Source organism: Aeromonas simiae (assembly GCF_014892695.1).
GTDB lineage: Bacteria > Pseudomonadota > Gammaproteobacteria > Enterobacterales > Aeromonadaceae > Aeromonas > Aeromonas simiae.
On record NZ_CP040449.1, the window covers coordinates 1,930,784 to 1,947,748 of the forward strand.

Annotated in this window: 15 protein-coding genes and 1 tRNA gene; 5 read left to right on the plus strand and 11 right to left on the minus strand. The window is 63.0% G+C overall.

The window, feature by feature from the left end; all coding sequences use genetic code 11:
• Window positions 1–12: 12 nt before the first annotated feature.
• The 4 genes from aroA to FE240_RS09160 form a co-directional block, all read right to left on the minus strand.
• Entirely contained in the window at window positions 13–1,296 is a 1,284-nt protein-coding gene (gene aroA / locus FE240_RS09145) for a 3-phosphoshikimate 1-carboxyvinyltransferase (protein WP_193004296.1), read from the minus strand.
• A gap of 142 nt (window positions 1,297–1,438) precedes the next feature.
• A complete protein-coding gene (gene serC, locus FE240_RS09150) occupies window positions 1,439–2,527 on the minus strand; it encodes a 3-phosphoserine/phosphohydroxythreonine transaminase (RefSeq protein WP_042045277.1) in 1,089 nt (362 codons plus the stop codon).
• A 181-nt stretch (window positions 2,528–2,708) separates the two neighbouring features.
• A complete protein-coding gene (locus FE240_RS09155) occupies window positions 2,709–3,629 on the minus strand; it encodes an electron transfer flavoprotein subunit alpha/FixB family protein (RefSeq protein ID WP_193004298.1) in 921 nt (306 codons plus the stop codon).
• Window positions 3,626–4,378: an electron transfer flavoprotein subunit beta/FixA family protein gene (locus FE240_RS09160; RefSeq protein ID WP_193004299.1), complete on the minus strand. Its 753-nt coding sequence runs from the start codon at window positions 4,376–4,378 to the stop codon at window positions 3,626–3,628. The genes FE240_RS09155 and FE240_RS09160 overlap by 4 nt, the downstream gene beginning before the upstream one ends.
• 130 nt (window positions 4,379–4,508) lie before the next feature.
• Between FE240_RS09160 and FE240_RS09165 the strand changes: the two genes are divergently transcribed.
• A complete protein-coding gene (locus FE240_RS09165; protein WP_193004301.1) occupies window positions 4,509–6,140 on the plus strand; it encodes an electron transfer flavoprotein-ubiquinone oxidoreductase in 1,632 nt (543 codons plus the stop codon).
• A gap of 207 nt (window positions 6,141–6,347) precedes the next feature.
• A complete protein-coding gene (gene corA, locus FE240_RS09170; RefSeq protein WP_042045281.1) occupies window positions 6,348–7,295 on the plus strand; it encodes a magnesium/cobalt transporter CorA in 948 nt (315 codons plus the stop codon).
• Between the two features lie 53 nt (window positions 7,296–7,348).
• On the opposite strand, the gene uvrB is transcribed toward corA, so the two are convergent.
• Complete coding sequence (uvrB, locus tag FE240_RS09175) at window positions 7,349–9,349, minus strand: excinuclease ABC subunit UvrB (protein WP_193004303.1); 2,001 nt, start codon at window positions 9,347–9,349, stop codon at window positions 7,349–7,351.
• A gap of 145 nt (window positions 9,350–9,494) precedes the next feature.
• On the opposite strand from uvrB, the gene FE240_RS09180 reads away from it, so the two are divergent.
• Window positions 9,495–9,570: transfer RNA gene (locus FE240_RS09180), tRNA-Asn, on the plus strand.
• A gap of 649 nt (window positions 9,571–10,219) precedes the next feature.
• On the opposite strand, the gene FE240_RS09185 is transcribed toward FE240_RS09180, so the two are convergent.
• The 3 genes from FE240_RS09185 to prmB all read right to left on the minus strand — a co-directional run bounded on the left by FE240_RS09185 (window position 10,220) and on the right by prmB (window position 13,853).
• Window positions 10,220–11,608 carry a DEAD/DEAH box helicase gene (locus tag FE240_RS09185; RefSeq protein WP_042046511.1) on the minus strand — a complete coding sequence of 463 codons (1,389 nt, stop codon included), beginning with the start codon at window positions 11,606–11,608 and terminating at the stop codon, window positions 10,220–10,222.
• Between the two features lie 206 nt (window positions 11,609–11,814).
• Window positions 11,815–12,903 (minus strand): chorismate synthase, encoded by a 1,089-nt coding sequence (gene aroC, locus FE240_RS09190; protein WP_193004305.1) that lies wholly within the window; start codon window positions 12,901–12,903, stop codon window positions 11,815–11,817.
• A 14-nt stretch (window positions 12,904–12,917) separates the two neighbouring features.
• Entirely contained in the window at window positions 12,918–13,853 is a 936-nt protein-coding gene (gene prmB, locus FE240_RS09195; RefSeq protein ID WP_193004307.1) for a 50S ribosomal protein L3 N(5)-glutamine methyltransferase, read from the minus strand.
• A gap of 68 nt (window positions 13,854–13,921) precedes the next feature.
• Here prmB and smrB point away from each other — a divergent pair, with 68 nt between their 5' ends.
• Entirely contained in the window at window positions 13,922–14,446 is a 525-nt protein-coding gene (gene smrB, locus FE240_RS09200) for an endonuclease SmrB (RefSeq protein ID WP_042046517.1), read from the plus strand.
• 1 nt (window position 14,447) lies between these two features.
• Here the strand turns inward: smrB and FE240_RS09205 are convergent, their stop codons facing one another.
• The 3 genes from FE240_RS09205 to FE240_RS09215 form a co-directional block, all read right to left on the minus strand.
• Window positions 14,448–14,777 (minus strand): hypothetical protein, encoded by a 330-nt coding sequence (locus FE240_RS09205; RefSeq protein ID WP_193004309.1) that lies wholly within the window; start codon window positions 14,775–14,777, stop codon window positions 14,448–14,450.
• A 55-nt stretch (window positions 14,778–14,832) separates the two neighbouring features.
• Complete coding sequence (locus FE240_RS09210; RefSeq protein ID WP_193004311.1) at window positions 14,833–15,315, minus strand: cupin domain-containing protein; 483 nt, start codon at window positions 15,313–15,315, stop codon at window positions 14,833–14,835.
• A 65-nt stretch (window positions 15,316–15,380) separates the two neighbouring features.
• A complete protein-coding gene (locus FE240_RS09215; protein ID WP_193004312.1) occupies window positions 15,381–16,574 on the minus strand; it encodes a methyltransferase in 1,194 nt (397 codons plus the stop codon).
• Window positions 16,575–16,577: 3 nt separating this feature from the next.
• On the opposite strand from FE240_RS09215, the gene FE240_RS19005 reads away from it, so the two are divergent.
• On the plus strand, window positions 16,578–16,700 hold the full coding sequence (locus FE240_RS19005) for a hypothetical protein (protein WP_264293190.1): 123 nt from the start codon (window positions 16,578–16,580) through the stop codon (window positions 16,698–16,700).
• Window positions 16,701–16,965 lie beyond the last annotated feature (265 nt).

Consider the following 16,965-nt stretch of genomic DNA (forward strand, 5'->3'; position numbering starts at 1 on the left):
CGGGCCGGAAGGTCACTCACTCACGCTGATGGAGGCCAGCTTGGCGAAATAATCGGGGAAGGTTTTTGAGGTACAGCCCGGATCATTGATGGTGACGGGCGTATCGGAGAGGGCCACCAGGGAGAAACACATGGCGATGCGGTGATCGTTGTAGGTGTCGATGGCCGCATGCTGCAAGTGCGCGGCCGGGGTGACGCGAATGTAGTCGTGCCCCTCTTCGACCTCGACCCCGAGTTTGCGCAGCTCGGTCGCCATGGCGCTCAGGCGATCGGTCTCTTTCACCCGCCAGTTGTAGATATTGCGGATGGTGGTCGGCCCCTCGGCAAACAGCGCCGTGGTGGCGATGGTCATGGCCGCATCCGGGATGTGGTTCATGTCCATGTCGATGCCATGCAGCTCGCCCTGCTCGGCTTCGATGAAATCATCGCCCCAGGTGATGCGCGCGCCCATCTTCTCCAGCACGTCGGCAAAGTGGATATCGCCCTGAATGCTGTGCTTGCCGATCCCGGTGACCCGCACCTTGCCCTTGATGGCGCCGGCGGCGAGGAAGTAAGAGGCGCTCGAGGCATCCCCCTCTACCAGAAAATCCCCCGGGCTGACGTAGGTCTGATTGCCCTTGATGTAGAAGGTTTGGTAGTTGTCGTGCTCCACCACCACCCCGAACTGCTTCATGATGTGCAGCGTGATGTCGATGTAGGGCTTGGAGACCAGCTCCCCCTTGATGTGGATGCGGGTATCGCCGGCCGCCATCGGGGCCGCCATCAAAAACGCCGTCAGGAACTGGCTCGAGACCGAGCCGTCAACGTGCACGTCGCCACCCCACAGCCCCTTGGCATCGATGGCCAGCGGCGGGAAACCTTCGTTTTTCAGGTATTGGATATGGGCACCGGCTTCGCGCAGGGCATCGACCAGGTGGCCGATGGGGCGCTCTTCCATGCGCGGCTCACCGGTCAGCAGGTATTCACCCGATCCCAGACACAGGGCGGCGCACAAGGGGCGCATGGCGGTGCCGGCGTTGCCAAGAAACAGGCGCACCGTCTCCTTGCTGGCAAAACTGCGACCCAGGCCATGCACGGTGCACTCGGTCTTGTCGGCCGAGAGCTGATAGCGCACCCCGAGCAGGGTGAGTGCCTCGAGCATGTGACGAATGTCATCGCTGTCGAGCAGGTTGGTAAGACGGGTGGTGCCGCGCGCCAGGGCGGCAAGCAACAAGGCGCGGTTGGACACGCTCTTGGAGCCGGGCAGATTGACAGTGCCTGCCACGCGGGCGATCGGCTCAAGGGATAACGACTTCATAGACATCCTGTACGTAAGCAAAAAAGCGGACCTGCTCTGGACGTTAACAGCCACGGCAGGCGGCGGCAAGACTCTTGCTGCGCCCGATAAAAAAACGGCGCCAGGGGGAACCCAGGCGCCGCTTCGCTGTCACCCGGGAGCATCAGCCGTGGGTGTTGGCGAATCGCTCCATAAACGCGATCAGCGCCTGGACACCCTCGATGGGCATGGCGTTGTAGAGGCTGGCACGCATGCCCCCCACCAGCTTGTGCCCCTTGAGCGCCAGCAGACCGGCCTCTTTGGACTCAGCCAGGAAACGGGCATCGAGCTCGGGGTTTTTGAGCTGGAACGGCACGTTCATGCGCGAGCGGCAGGCCGAGTCCACGCTGTTGGAGTAGAAGCTGGAGTTGTCGATGTAGTCGTACAGCAGCGCGGCCTTGGCCTTGTTGCGGGCTTCCATCTCGGCCAGACCGCCGATCTCCTTGAGCCACTCGAACACCAGTCCGGCCAGATACCAGGCGTAGGTGGGCGGGGTGTTGAACATGGAGTCATGCTCGGCGGTGAGGCGATAGTCGAGCACGGCGGGGACATCGGCGCGCGCCTTGTCCAGCAGATCGTCGCGCACGATGGCGATCGCCAGCCCAGAGGGGCCGATATTCTTCTGGGCACCGGCATAGATGATGCCAAAGCGGCTCACATCGATGGGGCGAGAGAGGATGGTCGAGGAGAGATCCGCCACCAGCGGAATGTCGCCGGTCTCGGGGATATCGAACATCTCGACCCCCTCGATGGTTTCATTCGGGCAGTAGTGCACATAGGCCGCATCGGCGCGGAAGGCCGGCGTCGGCAGCAGACGGGTGATGCCGTCCTCGCCCTTGACGCTGCCGGCATGCCCTTGCATGTCGCCGAACTTGACCCCTTCCTTGAGGGCCCCCTGCGACCAGACACCGGTCAGCAGATAGTCAGCCTTCTGATTGTCGCCACCGAGCAGGTTCAGCGGCACCGCAGAGAACTGGCCGCGGCCGCCGCCGTGCATGAAGAGCACCTTGTAGTTGTCGGGGATCGCCAGCAGATCGCGCAGATCCTGCTCGGCCTTGGCGGCCACCGCCATGAACTCTTTGCCGCGGTGAGAAAGCTCCATCACCGAGGCACCCAGTCCCTGGAAGTTACAGAATTCGCGCTGGGCGCGTTCCATCACCGGCACCGGCAGCATGGCCGGGCCAGCGCAGAAATTGTAGATTTTTTGGTTCATGACAGTTCCATGGCGTGATCCGTTGAGAAAGATGCTTTTACACCGAACCGCCTTAGTGAGCAAAGGCTTTTTGCGAGCGACCTCGCATTTTTGCACCGAAATGAAGCAGACCACCCCTGACCTGCCACCCCGTACGCTCACTCACGCTATCGGCCCACCGTGAGTGGCATCGGCGGCCCCGCTAGATCTTTTCGATCAACTCGGGCAACAGGGTGAAAAGATCCCCCACCAGGCCATAATCGGCAATTTGGAAGATGGGCGCCTCCGGGTCCTTGTTGATCGCCACAATCACCCGCGACCCCTTCATCCCAGCCAGATGCTGGATGGCACCGGAGATACCGACGGCGATGTAGAGCTCAGGAGCCACCACCTTACCCGTCTGCCCCACTTGCAGCTCGTTACCCACAAAGCCGGCATCCACTGCGGCCCGCGAGGCGCCCACGGCGGCGCCGAGTTTGTCGGCCAGCGCTTCAATCAGGGCGAACTGCTCGCGCGAGCCGAGTGCGCGTCCCCCGGCCACCACTACCCTGGCCGTCGTCAGCTCGGGGCGTGCCGAGCACTGGGCATGGTAAGCCAGCACGCGGGCGCGCCCGGGCATATCATGCAGCGCCAGCCTCTCGATGGGCGCCGCCGGCTGCCTCCCCACCGGATCAAAGGCGGTACTACGCAGCGTCAACAGCCGCTGCGGGGCACTCAGGCGCACGCGCGCCAGCGCATTCCCTGCATAGATGGGGCGAACAAAAGTCTGCGCATCTTCAATGGCCACCACATCGCTCAGTGGCTCCACCCCAAGACGGGCCGCTAGACGAGGCAACAGATCGCGCCCCAGGCTATCGGCGGCCATCAGGCAGACCTGGTAGTCAGCCAGCAGCGGCAGCAAAACCTGGTCGGCGCCCAACTGCCCACTCTGGCTCAGCCCCGTGGCCACCTTGACACTCGTCACACCGGCCAGCTCGGCGGCCTCGGCGGCGGCCTGCTCGGCCCCCTCCCCCAGCAGCAGCAGATCACACCCCTCACTCAAGGTGGCGGTCGCCCCCACCAGACGCGTCACGTGACCGGCCAGATGACCGGCGTACTGCTCGGCAATGATCAGCACCTTCATGAAATCACCTTGGCTTCATCTTTGAGTTTGCTCACCAGCTCATCCACCGAGCCGACCCGAACACCACTGTGGCGCGTCGGGGGCGCCATCACCCCGAGTAGGGTGATCTGACCCGGCGCCACCACCCCGAGCGCCTCAAACTCATGCGTCTCGAGGGGCTTGCGCTTGGCTTTCATGATGTTGGGCAGCGAGGCAAAGCGCGGCTCGTTGAGACGCAGATCCACGCTCACCACGGCCGGCAAGCCCAGCGCTACCGTCTCAATCCCACCGTCAACCTCACAGGCCACGTGCAGCTCGTCACCGTCGACCTGAAGACGTGACGCACACTGCGCAACAGGCCACTCCAGCAGGGTGCCGAGCAGCGCCGGCACCTGGCCGTTATCGCTGTCGATGGACTGCTTGCCAAGCAGCACCAGATCCGGCTGCTCTTGCCGGCATACCTCAGCCAGGGCTCGCGCCACGGTGAGCGGCTCAAGACGCTGATCGCTCTGATAATGCAGTGCCCGATCGGCGCCCAGCGCCAGGGCGTGGCGCAACGGCTCGGCCGCTGCCTCGGGGCCGAAGGTGACCACCACCAGCTCGCTGGCCTCCCCGCGCTCACGCAGGCGCACCGCCTCTTCCACCGCGATCTCACAAAAGGGGTTGATCCCCATCTTGACATTGGCAAGATCCACATCCGTGCCGTCGGGACGCACGCGGACCTTGACGTTGTAATCGATGACCCGCTTGATGGCGACCAGCAGTTTCATGATCACTCCTTGGTTGAGTGGTGGCAGCAACAGAGCCTGAGAGGGCGCTGCGGTTGCCAGGGTTCGAATATATGTTTACGTTTACGTAAACTTCAGCAACAACCTATGACAAATCGGATGCGGGGGCAAGATGGAACGCGAAGCAATGGAATTCGACGTGATAATCGTGGGGGCTGGCCCCGCCGGGCTGACGGCCGCGATTGCCCTCAAACAGCAGGCCCCCGATCTTTCCGTCTGTCTGCTGGAGAAGGGGGCCGAGATTGGCGCCCACCTTATCTCCGGCGCCCTGTTTGATGCAATCGCCCTGCGCGAACTCTTTCCCGAGCGCTGGCAAGAGGCGCCGCTAGGCACGCCGGTGACCCGTGATGAGGTCCATCTGCTCATCGATGGGCAACGCGCCGTGCGCCTGCCCGGCTGGGCCGTCCCTCCCTCCATGCATAACCCAGAGAGTCATATCATCAGCCTGGGCCAGCTCTGCCGCTGGCTGGCCAAGGAGGCCGAGGCGCTCGGGGTCGAGATCTACCCCGGCTTTGCCGCCAGCGAGCTGATCATTGAAGAAGGGCATATCAAAGGGATCATCACCGGCGATCTCGGCCTTAACAAGCAAGGGGTGCCACGGGCCGATCACGTCCCCGGCATGGCGCTGTATGGCCGCTACACCCTGCTGGCCGAAGGGGCCCGCGGTCATCTTGGCAAGCAGCTCATCGAACAGTTCGGGCTCGATGCCGGGCGCCAGCCCCAGCACTACGCCATTGGATTTAAGGAGATCTGGCAACTGCCCCCCGGCCGCGCTGAAGCGGGCCGTGTGCTGCACGGCAGCGGCTGGCCCCTCGGCAAGGGCTGCCATGGCGGCTTCTATCTCTACCATCTGGGGGAAGATCGGGTGGCCGTCGGTCTTATCGTCGATCTCAACTACCAAAACCCTTGGCTCAGCCCGTTCGATGAGTTCCAGCGCCTCAAACACCACCCGCTGCTGCGCCGCACCCTAGAGGGGGGCGAGCGCATCGCCTACGGCGCTCGCGCCATCGCCAAAGGGGGCTGGTACTCATTGCCGCGCCTGCACGCACCGGGGTGCCTGCTGCTGGGCTGCGACGCCGGCACCCTCGACTTCTCGCGCATCAAGGGCATTCACACCGCCATGAAATCGGGGCTGCTGGCGGCCGAGGCGGTGATCCGTGCACGGGCAGCGCATGCGGGCGGCCCGGCGGATCTCGCCCATTACGAGCATGCGCTACGCGCCAGTTGGCTAGGCGAGAGTCTGCACCGGGCCCGCCACTTCGGGGCGGCGCTGCACCGCTTCGGCCCCTGGCTCGGGGGCGCCTTCAACTGGCTGGAGCAACGCCTCTTCCCCCGTGGTCTTCCCCTGCGTCTGCGCGATCCCGAGCCTGACTACCGCACCTTGCGCCATCAGAGCCGGGCCACCCCCATCAGCTACCCGCAACCGGATGGCAAACTCAGCTTCGATCGCCTCTCTTCGGTCTACCTCGCCAACCTCCATCACGAGGAGGATCAACCTTGCCACCTCAAGTTGCAGGACGCCTCCATCCCCATCCGGGTCAATCTGGCCAACTGGGCCGAGCCGGCCCAGCGCTACTGCCCGGCCGGGGTGTTTGAGATCCTCGATCGCGAGGGGGAGCCGCATTTTCAGATCAATGCCGCCAACTGCATTCATTGCAAAACCTGTGACATCAAGGATCCCAGCCAGAATATCTGCTGGACACCCCCCCAAGGAGGCTCGGGCCCCAACTACCCCGGCCTGTGATCTTTACCCGCTCTTTTTTTGAGCAAACCCATTGAATATTCACTGAATAACCCTGACAACGGCGACCTGCCCCTGTATAGTTCGCCGCAGTCAGGTTTTCTTTCTTTCGGCCTATGCGTCGGTTGCATTCCTCTGTCGTCCCTTCGGGCGCCGCATAAACCTGAGTGACCATCCCTGCCAACCCAACTGCAACAAGGGGGGAAACAGATGATTACCGCCTACATCCTCAACAATCAGGTGCTGGACATCCACACCCTGGGTCCGGACGATGTCCTGCCTGACAACACCATCTGGCTGGACGTCTACAAGCCCGACGACGAGGAGCGGGAGTGGTTGACGGGTCTGTTCCTCGAAGAGGTGCCGGATAAAGAGGAGCTCGACGACATCGAGGCGTCGGCCCGCTTCTATTGGGACACCGATGGTCTGCATATCCACTCCCTCTTTCCCCAGCGTATCGGCCGTGACACCAAAGGGGTGCACGTCTCCTTTACCCTGCGCAGCAATCTGCTGATCAGTATCCGGGAAGAGGATATCGGGCTGGTTCGCCTGCTGCGTCACTACATGCGCCAAGATAGGCTCGAGGTGGAAGATGCCTTCGACGTGTTGCTGGAGGTGCAAAACCTCAAGGTCGAGTATCTCTCCGATCTCATCGAGGATGGCTACAAGACCCTGGAAGGCACCGCCGATCAGGTGTTCGACGCCAACCAGCTGACCCCCATGCTCAAAGAGCTGATCGCCCAGGAAGAGACCAACGGCCAGATCCGACTCTCTTTGCACGATACCCGCCGCGCCTTGCGCTTTTTAAAGCGCAGCCTGCGCCAGCGCATGAGTAACGAGCAGGCCAAGTGGATCGACGAGATGCTGCACGACGTGGAGTCCCTGCTGCCCCATACCCAGTTCATCTTCGACAAGATCAACTTCCAGCTCGAGGCCGCCATGGGGGTGACCAACCTGGAGCAGAACAAGGTGATCAAGATCTTCTCGGTGGCCGCCGTGGTGTTTCTGCCCCCTACCCTGATTGCCAGTATCTACGGTATGAACTTCGCCCACATGGAGGAGCTGGCCTGGGATTACGGCTACCCCATGTCCCTCGGGCTGATGATGCTCTCGGCCTTTGGCACCTACTTCTTCTTCAAACGAAAAGGGTGGCTTTAACCCCCCCTTCCTCTGCTCCCACAAAAAAGGCCCTCACAGGGCCTTTTTTGTCACTACTCCAGCAGCTCGCTGCGCAGCTGCGCCACCTGATCGCGCAGGGCGGCGGCTTGCTCGAACTCGAGGTTTCTGGCGTGCTCGAACATCTGATCCTCGAGGCGCTTGATCTCGCGGGCGATCTCGGCGGCACTGCGCCGCTCGTGGCGCGCCTTGGGTTCGGCCTCCTTGCGCCGATGGGCACGGTCGCCACTTTCGCCACCTGTGTCCATCATGTCGACAATCTTCTTGTTGAGCCCCTTGGGCACGATGCCGTGCTTGAGGTTGTGCTCATGCTGCAAGGCGCGGCGCCGCTCGGTCTCCTCGATGGCCACCCGCATCGACTCGGTGATGCGGTCGCCATAGAGGATCACCTTGCCGTTCACGTTACGCGCCGCCCGGCCTATGGTCTGGATCAGGGATCGGGTGGAGCGCAGGAATCCCTCCTTATCGGCATCGAGGATCGCCACCAGGGAGACCTCCGGCATGTCGAGCCCCTCGCGCAGCAGGTTGATCCCCACCACCACGTCAAACTTGCCCAGACGCAGATCGCGGATGATCTCGACCCGCTCCACCGTGTCGATGTCCGAGTGCAGATAGCGCACCTTAACGCCGTGATCAGCCAGGTACTCGGTCAAGTCCTCGGCCATCTTCTTGGTCAATGTAGTGACCAGCACCCGCTCATCCACCGCCACCCGCTGGCGGATCTCTGAGAGCAGATCGTCCACCTGGGTCGTGACCGGACGCACCTCAAGCTCAGGATCGAGCAGGCCGGTCGGGCGCACCACCTGCTGCACCACGTCGCCGCCCGACTTGCCAAGCTCGTAGGGGCCGGGGGTTGCCGAGACGAACACGGTTTGCGGCATCAGGGCCTCGAACTCGTCGAACTTGAGCGGACGGTTGTCCAGCGCCGAGGGGAGCCGAAAGCCGTACTCGACCAGGGTCTCCTTGCGCGAGCGGTCGCCCTTATACATGGCCCCGATCTGCGGCACGGTCACGTGGGACTCGTCGATGATGAGCAGGCCATCCCCCGGCAGGTAGTCAAACAGGGTCGGCGGCGGCTCGCCAGGCGCCCTTCCCGACAGGTAACGGCTGTAGTTCTCGATGCCCGAGCAGTAGCCGAGCTCCTGCATCATCTCGATGTCGAACTGGGTGCGCTGGCTGATGCGCTGCTCCTCGAGCAGCTTGTTCATCGAAAGCAACGTGGCCTTGCGCTCGCGCAGCTCCTCCTTGATCTTGTCGATGGCCCCAAGGATGGTCTCGCGCGGGGTGGCGTAGTGGGTCTTGGGGTAGACGGTCCAGCGTGCCACCGTCTGCTCGACGGCGCCGGTGAGGGGATCAAACAGGCTAATGCGCTCAATCTCGTCGTCAAACAGCTCGACGCGCACTGCCTGCTTGTCCGATTCGGCCGGAAAAATGTCGATCACCTCGCCGCGCACCCGGAAGGTGCCGCGGGCAAAGGCCATCTCATTGCGGGTGTATTGCAGCTCGGCCAGCCGGCGCAGCATGTCGCGCTGGTTGATGCTGTCCCCCACCCGCAGATGCAGCATCATCTGCAAGTAGGCCTGGGGATCGCCCAGGCCATAGATGGCCGACACCGAGGCGACGATCACCACGTCGCGCCGCTCCAGCAGCGCCTTGGTGGCCGACAGGCGCATCTGCTCGATGTGATCGTTGATGCTGGCGTCCTTCTCGATGAAGGTATCGGTCGAAGGCACATAGGCCTCAGGCTGGTAGTAGTCGTAATAAGAGACGAAATACTCCACCGCGTTGTCCGGGAAGAACTCTTTCATCTCCCCGTAGAGCTGCGCCGCCAGGGTCTTGTTGGGGGCCAGGATCATGGTGGGGCGCCCGAGATGGGCGATCACATTGGCCATGGTGAAGGTTTTGCCCGAGCCGGTCACCCCGAGCAGGGTCTGATGCGCCAACCCGCTCTCGATGCCGTCGATAAGGCGTGCGATGGCCCCAGGCTGATCACCGGAGGGCTGAAACTGGCTGGAGAGGGAGAAGGTCTTGCTCATGGGATCTCCGGACTGCGATGACGAAGCGCAATAGTGTAACGCGTCCCTCTTTTTCTGCCTACGCCAAGCGGTGCCCTCCCTCTTCGCCCAAACGACCTTGACCTGCCCACCCCCTTTCTGTAATATCTGCCTCCCTGCCGGTCATTCCCCCGTAGTTCAGTCGGTAGAACGGCGGACTGTTAATCCGTATGTCACTGGTTCGAGTCCAGTCGGGGGAGCCAACAGAACTCACCATCCAGGTGCAACTTCTCCACAGCCTGCACCACAAATCCGCAAAGTAATACACATCCGGGATCTTCTTATCCCCTGGCCGATCTTATCTAAGATCCGGCCCTTCAGCATTTTGTTCTGTCAAACTTAACTCATTGTTTTTAAATGTAAGTTTTTTCATGCGCTATTTTTTCTACAGCGCCTCAAAGCCAGTGTTCATGCGGCCTACAGCCATTTCTTCAATTTTAATAAACAGGGTTATCCACAGAATCTGTGGGTAACTAGCGCCAGCCCAAGCCCCACTTGGGTTACCGTCTCTTCCCCCCAAAAATCGTCGATGGAGATCTCAAAAACGATTTTCTGCTGAGTCCAGCAAAGCGTGACCCAGAGCACAGACGCCCACGTTCCGCCAGTTCGGTGCGCCACCGGGGAAACACGCCCTCTCCTCTCTCCCTTCTCCCCTGCACGACCAGTTTTTTTTTCTGTGAAAACGCTACCTAAACATCGCCTACAGCAGAAAATAAAGGGCGGCTTGCCTGCCGCTGGATCGGGTGGCTCCGTCCATCTGAACCCTCCTCGACAGAGGAAATCACTGCCCCCTCAGCGCTTTCCATGAAAAAGGCCACCCGAAGGTGGCCTTTTGCTGCACAGAAATGAAACTCAGCGATTGCCGCTGCGCGTGGCAGGCTTGTGCCGCCCACCGGCAGCCCCCTGGCCGCTGCGCTGACCTGCCGGTTTGCCCTGGCGGTTACCCCCATTGTTGCCACGCGGGGCGCCTGCCCCTTCACGGCGCGGCTGACCTTCACCACGGGGGGCCTGCGGGCGACGCGGTGCCTGGCGCTGCTCGCCCGGCTCACGGGGCTCCTTGCGCGGCGGCTGGCCAATCCCCTTGGCGATGGCCTCTTGGGTCTCACGGGAGGGCTCAAAGCCGGCAACCGGCTGCTTGTCGATGGTCTGCTTGATGAGGCGCTCGATCCCCTTGATGAGCTTGCCTTCATCGGCGCTCACCAGTGAGATGGCGTGACCGGCAGAGCCGGCACGACCGGTACGACCGATACGGTGCACATAGTCCTCGGCCACGTTCGGCAGCTCGAAGTTGACCACCTGCGGCAGCTTATCGATGTCGAGACCGCGGGCGGCGATGTCGGTCGCCACCAGCACGCGCAAAGAGCCATCCTTAAAACCGGCCAGGGCGCGGGTACGGGCCCCTTGACTCTTGTTGCCGTGAATGGCGGCGGCGGTGACGCCCTCTTTTTCCAGCTTCTCGGCCACCCGGTTGGCAATGTGCTTGGTACGGGTAAAGACCAATACCTGCTGCCAGTCGTTGCTCTTCACCAGATGGGTCAGCAGCGGGATCTTGTTGGCCTTGTCGACCGGATGCACCAACTGCTCGATGCGCTCGGCGGTGCTGTTGCGCGGAGCGACCTCGACCACGGCCGGATCGTTGAGCAAGCCGGTGGCCAGCTCGCGGATCTCGTCGGCGAAGGTGGCGGAGAACAGCAGGTTCTGACGCTTTTTCGGCAGCAGGGCCAAGATCTTGCGGATGTCGCGGATAAAGCCCATGTCGAGCATGCGATCCGCTTCGTCGAGCACCAGGATCTCCAGCTCGTCGAAACGCACCGCCTTCTGGTTATAGAGATCGAGCAGGCGGCCCGGGCAGGCCACCAGCACGTCCAGACCACGGCGCATGGCCATCATCTGCGGGTTGATGCTGACCCCGCCGAACACCACGTGGCTGCGAACCGGCAGGTGCTTGCCATACTCGCGAACGCTCTCGCCCACCTGGGCGGCCAGCTCGCGGGTCGGGGCCAGCACCAGGGCGCGTACCTGGTTCGGGGAGACGCGGCGCTGGCTCTCGGTCAGACGCTGCAACATCGGCAGGGTAAAGCCGGCGGTCTTGCCGGTACCGGTCTGAGCGGCTGCCATCAGATCGCGCCCTTCGAGCACGACCGGGATGGCCTTCTGCTGGATCGGGGACGGAGTGGTATAGCCTTGCTCGGCCACGGCACGCAGCAGCGGGGCACTCAGGCCCAGTGATTCAAATTGCATGAAGTTCCTTGATGGAATGATGACGCGGCGACGGTGCGGCTACTCTGCTAGGCTCGACCGGCCGGATCAGGGGAATATCGGGTTGCCACCGGGGATGCAGAGCGGACGGGGCAAGCGGGTGCGCGCAGTGTAACGGCTTTGTGGTCGTTAGACGAGAAAAATGTGAGTGAGATCGCAGACGGGCCCGCAGGCCCGTCTGTTGTCTCTTAACGCAGTTGCGGCGTATCGGTATGCACGCCCAGGTTCTGAGCCCGGTGGCGCAGCAGGTGATCCATCAGCACCAGCGCCAGCATCGCCTCGGCGATGGGCACGGCGCGGATGCCGACACACGGATCATGACGACCACGGGTGATCATCTCGGTCGCCTCACCATGGGTGGTAATGGTCTTGCCCGGCACCGTGATGCTGGAGGTGGGCTTGAGCGCCATGCTCACCACAATATCCTGCCCGGACGAGATCCCGCCCAAGATGCCACCGGCGTGGTTGCTGGCAAAGCCCTCCGGGTTCATCTCATCACGGTGCTGGGAGCCCTTCTGCTCGACCACGGCAAAGCCGTCACCGATCTCGACCCCCTTGACCGCGTTGATCCCCATCATGGCGTGGGCGATGTCCGCATCGAGGCGGTCAAACACCGGCTCGCCGAGCCCCACCGGCACGTTGCGGGCCACCACCTGCACCTTGGCGCCGATGCTGTCCCCCTCTTTTTTCAGCGCCCGCATGAACTCATCGAGCGCCTCCAGCTTGCCCGCATCCGGGAAGAAGAAGGGGTTTTGCTCAATTTGCTCGGCATCGAACGCCTCGGCCTTGATCGGGCCGAGCTGGGAGAGAAACCCCACGATCTCGATGCCGTGCACCTTCCGAAGGTACTGCTTGGCGATGGCGCCGGCTGCGACCCGCATCGCGGTCTCGCGGGCCGAGGAGCGACCGCCGCCGCGATAGTCGCGCAGGCCGTACTTCTGGTGATAGGTGTAATCGGCGTGCCCCGGACGGAACAAATCCTTGATGTCGGAGTAGTCCTTGGAGCGCTGATCGGTGTTCTCAATCAGCAGGCCGATCGAGGTGCCGGTGGTTTTCCCCTCGAACACCCCGGAGAGGATCTTCACCTCGTCCGGCTCGCGGCGCTGGGTGGTGTAGCGCGAGGTACCGGGCTTGCGCCGGTCGAGATCGCGCTGCAAATCCGCTTCGCATAGCTCAAGCCCCGGCGGGCAGCCATCGACCACGGCGCCGAGCGCCAGGCCGTGGCTCTCGCCGAAAGTGGTCACGCGAAAGAGTTGGCCAAAACTGTTCCCTGCCATGAGTGCTCCTGCTCTTAATTCTTGTAGATGGCGAAATAATCCTGATACTTGACCAGCTCGTCGCGGGTCATGACGAAGACGCCGTGGCCACCGTTCTCAAACTCAATCCAGGTGAAGGGGATCTCGGGGAACTCGGCCTCCAGGTGCACCATGCTGTTGCCCACCTCGACCACCAGCACCCCCTCCTCTTTGAGGAAGTCGGCAGCATGAGCCAGCATCCGCTTGGTGAGTTTCAGGCCATCAGAGCCCGAGGCCAGCGCCAGCTCCGGCTCGTGGCGGAACTCGTCGGGCAAGTCCGACATGTCCTCGGCGTCCACATAGGGGGGGTTGGAGACGATGAGATCGTACTGATCCCCGGCCGGCAGATCGCGAAACAGATCGGAGCGGATGGGGATCACCTGCTGCTCGAGGCCGTGATCGGCGATGTTGCGCTCGGCCACATTGAGGGCATCAACACTGATGTCGATGGCGTCCACCTCGGCGTGCGGGAACTCGTGAGCCATGACGATGGCGATGCAGCCCGAGCCGGTGCACAAGTCCATGATCCGGGTCGGCTCGTGCTTGAGGAAGGGGGCGAAGCGCTGGGCGATCAGCTCGGCGATCGGCGAGCGCGGAATGAGCACCCGTTCGTCCACATAGAACTCCCACCCGGCGTACCACGCCTTGTTGGTGAGATAGGGCGCGGGAACGCGCTCCTGTACCCGGCGGATGATGAGCTCGGCCACCTTGTGGCGCTCACTCGGGGTCAGCCTGGCGTAGCGGATCTCGGGATCGACGTCCGGCGGCAGGTGCAGGGCAGGCAGCACCAGTTGCACGGCCTCATCCCAGGCGTTGTCGGTACCGTGACCATAAAAGATGCCGGCATCATTGAAGCGGCTCATGGCCCAGCGCAACATGTCCTGGATGGTGTGCATCTCGGCAACCACCTCGTCGATAAATATCTTGTCCAAAACCACCTCCAAGTCGAGTAATATCCGGCCCAGATTTTCCAACCCAAGAGCCTAAAGACGAGCCCCCGATGAAAAAGACGCCCCATGTGACTGACGAAGAACGCCAGCTGTTTCGCGAAGCGGTCAAGGGTACCCGTCAAATCAGGCAAGATACCATAAGTGCCGAGTTCAGACCGGTCAAGCAGAAACGCCAGCTGCGTCTTGAGCGCGAAAACCTTGGGCTTGAGCACCATTTCAGCGATGAGTTTCACCCCCATCTCGACAGCGAGGGGCCGATGCGCTATGTGCGGGCGGATGTCTCCAAGTTCGAGCTGAAAAAGCTGCGCCGCGGCGACTACCCGCCCGAGATCCTGCTCGACGTGCATGGCCTCAGCCAGTTGCAGGCCAAAGCCGAGCTCGCCGCCCTGCTGTCAGCCTGCGAGCGGCAACACCTGCACGTGGCCTGCGTGATGCACGGCATCGGCAAGCACATCCTCAAGGAGCGGGTTCCCGCCTGGCTGGCCCAGCACCCCAGAGTCCGTGCCTTTCACCAGGCCCCCCGCGAATGGGGCGGCGACAGCGCCCTGCTGGTGCTGCTCGACATCGAGGAGTGATTCACTCCTGCATCATGCGCAGCCAAAAGCCAGCCTGGCAGAGATTGCTAAACACCTTGCTGGCCGGTGTAACGCTCACCCCCTGCGGCGTGTCGACCACCGCGTAGCGGATCCAGCACTCGCCGCAGACGCCCTCCTGCGCGGCCCCCTCGTCGTCCAGCTCCAGCTCGTAGCGCAGCACCACGCCGTCCTCGAAGCGGTAATCCACCTGCTCAGAGAAGGTCTCAATTCCCGCCTCCTCTGTGCGCTGCGCGTGACGCTGGGTGATGACAAAGGGCAAAGTGCTGCGACCGTGCAGGGCAGCGACATAACGATGAAGGGGGATGGGCATGGGGCGCACTCCGAGGATGGACGTGCGCCACTTTATCGCGGGAGGAAAAATCGGGCTAGATCTTGCGACCCGCCACCGGCTCGTCGATGTCGGCCATGTTGACCAAATTCCACGGCAGAGCGCTGTGGCGAAACAAACGCTGCTGCTTATCCGGGTAGTCGCACACGTCGCTTCCCAGGCGTGCCCCCATCACCAGGCAGCGCAGCACCCCCTCCCCGCAATTGCGCAGGTTGTGGCCAAGCCCACCGGCGCGATAGCCGATGAAATCCCCCGCCGACACATGCACCGTCTCCTCCCCGATGCGCGCCTGCGCCTCCCCCTCGAGGATGTACACCGCCTCATCCTCCATGTGGTGCAGGTGAAACTCCGAGCTCAGGCAGCCGGGAGGCACCTCGATGAGGTGTACCCCCAATGTGGTGAGCCCAGTCAGATCCCCAAGCGACTTGTTGACCCGGCGCGCCTCGCTGTTGAGAAAGTGGGTCTTGCGGATCCCCTCAAGCCGAGCCAGCTCGTCGGCATGCAGTACATAGCGGTCCATGGCGGTACTCCTCATCCTGATGTCCGCCCCAAGTATATGCAGCAGGAGCGGCGCCGCAGCGGCGGTTAGCCACGCACGGCGCGGATCAGAATGTTGCGCGGCGTTAAGGGGCGCGCGCAAAACTCCCCGACCTCAACCACATAGCCCGCCTCTTCGAGGCGCAGCGCCCGATCCAGCACCAGCCACAGCTCCAGCGGACGGCGAAACAGGCTCTGCACCAGCTCAAGGCGCCGAACCCATGCGGCTCGCTCGCGCCCTTTGGCAAGCCAATACCCCTCGTCAATCACCTCAGGCAGCGTCAGATCACGGCGCTCGGCCGCCCAGCGGCAAAAGGCGGTAAACCCCTCCCCGAGCAGGCTTTTTTGCACATTGGGCACCGCCAGATAGCGATCCACGCCGCGCACGGCGCGCTGCAAACTGTCAAAGGCGAGGCGCCACACCACCTCCTGCTCGCGCAGGCGGCTCACCCGGGCGCCGGCGGTGACCGTCTCCTGTAGCGGCAGACGCAACTCCCCCTTGCCAAGGCGCAGGGTGCTCTGCTGCCCCGCCCGGCTCAGCGGCTGGTAGTGATCGCCGCGGATCAAGTGATAGCAGCAAGGCGAGAGGGTCACCCCCCGCGCCTGCCCGGCCACTACCCGCTCAATCAAGGTGGTGTGCAGATCGCCGCAGGCATGCAGGGCCAGGGCGTGCTGATCTGCCTCGATCAGCGCCATGGCCTCGGGGCTAAAGGCATCCCCGTGCACAAAGTGCTGGCAGGCGCCGTCACGCAGGGCCAGCGTTCGCCCCTCCTCGCACAGGGCCGATTGCCACTCTAGGCTGGTCACCGCCGCGCCCCGGGTCAGGGCCACCAGCCGCCCCAGATGCCCCTTGCCGGCGCACCACTCCAGCCAGGGGCCGGCGTGCGCCGGCAGGGCGGCACTGAAGGCGAGGATCTGCGCCCATTTTCGCCCAGGAATATCCCGGGCCAGGAAGGCGCTGGCCTGCACGGGCACACCATCAAGTGGCGCTAACTGTGACAGGGCATGCAGCTCGCGCGCCGGCGGGATCCAAGGTGCGAGCCAGCGCTGACGCGCCTCACCATCGGCCTCCAGCGCCTGTACCTGTGCATCGTTCAAGCCGGTCAGCGCCTGGGCCAGGGCCGGATCTGCGATAGCGTCTGCCAAGGCGGTGTGATGATAGGGCTGGATCTGCCACCAGTGGGTGGTGGCGGTGAGCAGGGCATCGAGACGTGAGAAGCGTTCGCTGAGCACAAAGGGCATCCGGTGAAGAAGATCGCCGCCATTCTAGCGATCGGCCATCGAAATGCACGGGGCTCGGCGCAGGCCGCAGAAAAAAACGGCGCCCCGCGCCCCGTTGAGATGGCGCAGGCCCTGCCCGAGCGCTGAGCAGCCCCGTTGCTCGCGGCGCATTGGGTGCCATATGGGGTGCTATCTCGAGACCAAGTGGCGGCGTGGTTCAGCACGTTCATCCGGTGCACGGCCCCATCATGACCCCAGCGTTCGGCCCGTTAGTCACGCGGCACAATCACTGCGCCTTGCCCTCCTTTCGGAGCGCTGCCGGCCGATCCCCTTCACCGGCCGCTGATAGTGCTACCAGCTCGCCGCTTTTTGGCGTAAGGCGCTGCCGCACCCTTCTTTGTTCACAATGAAC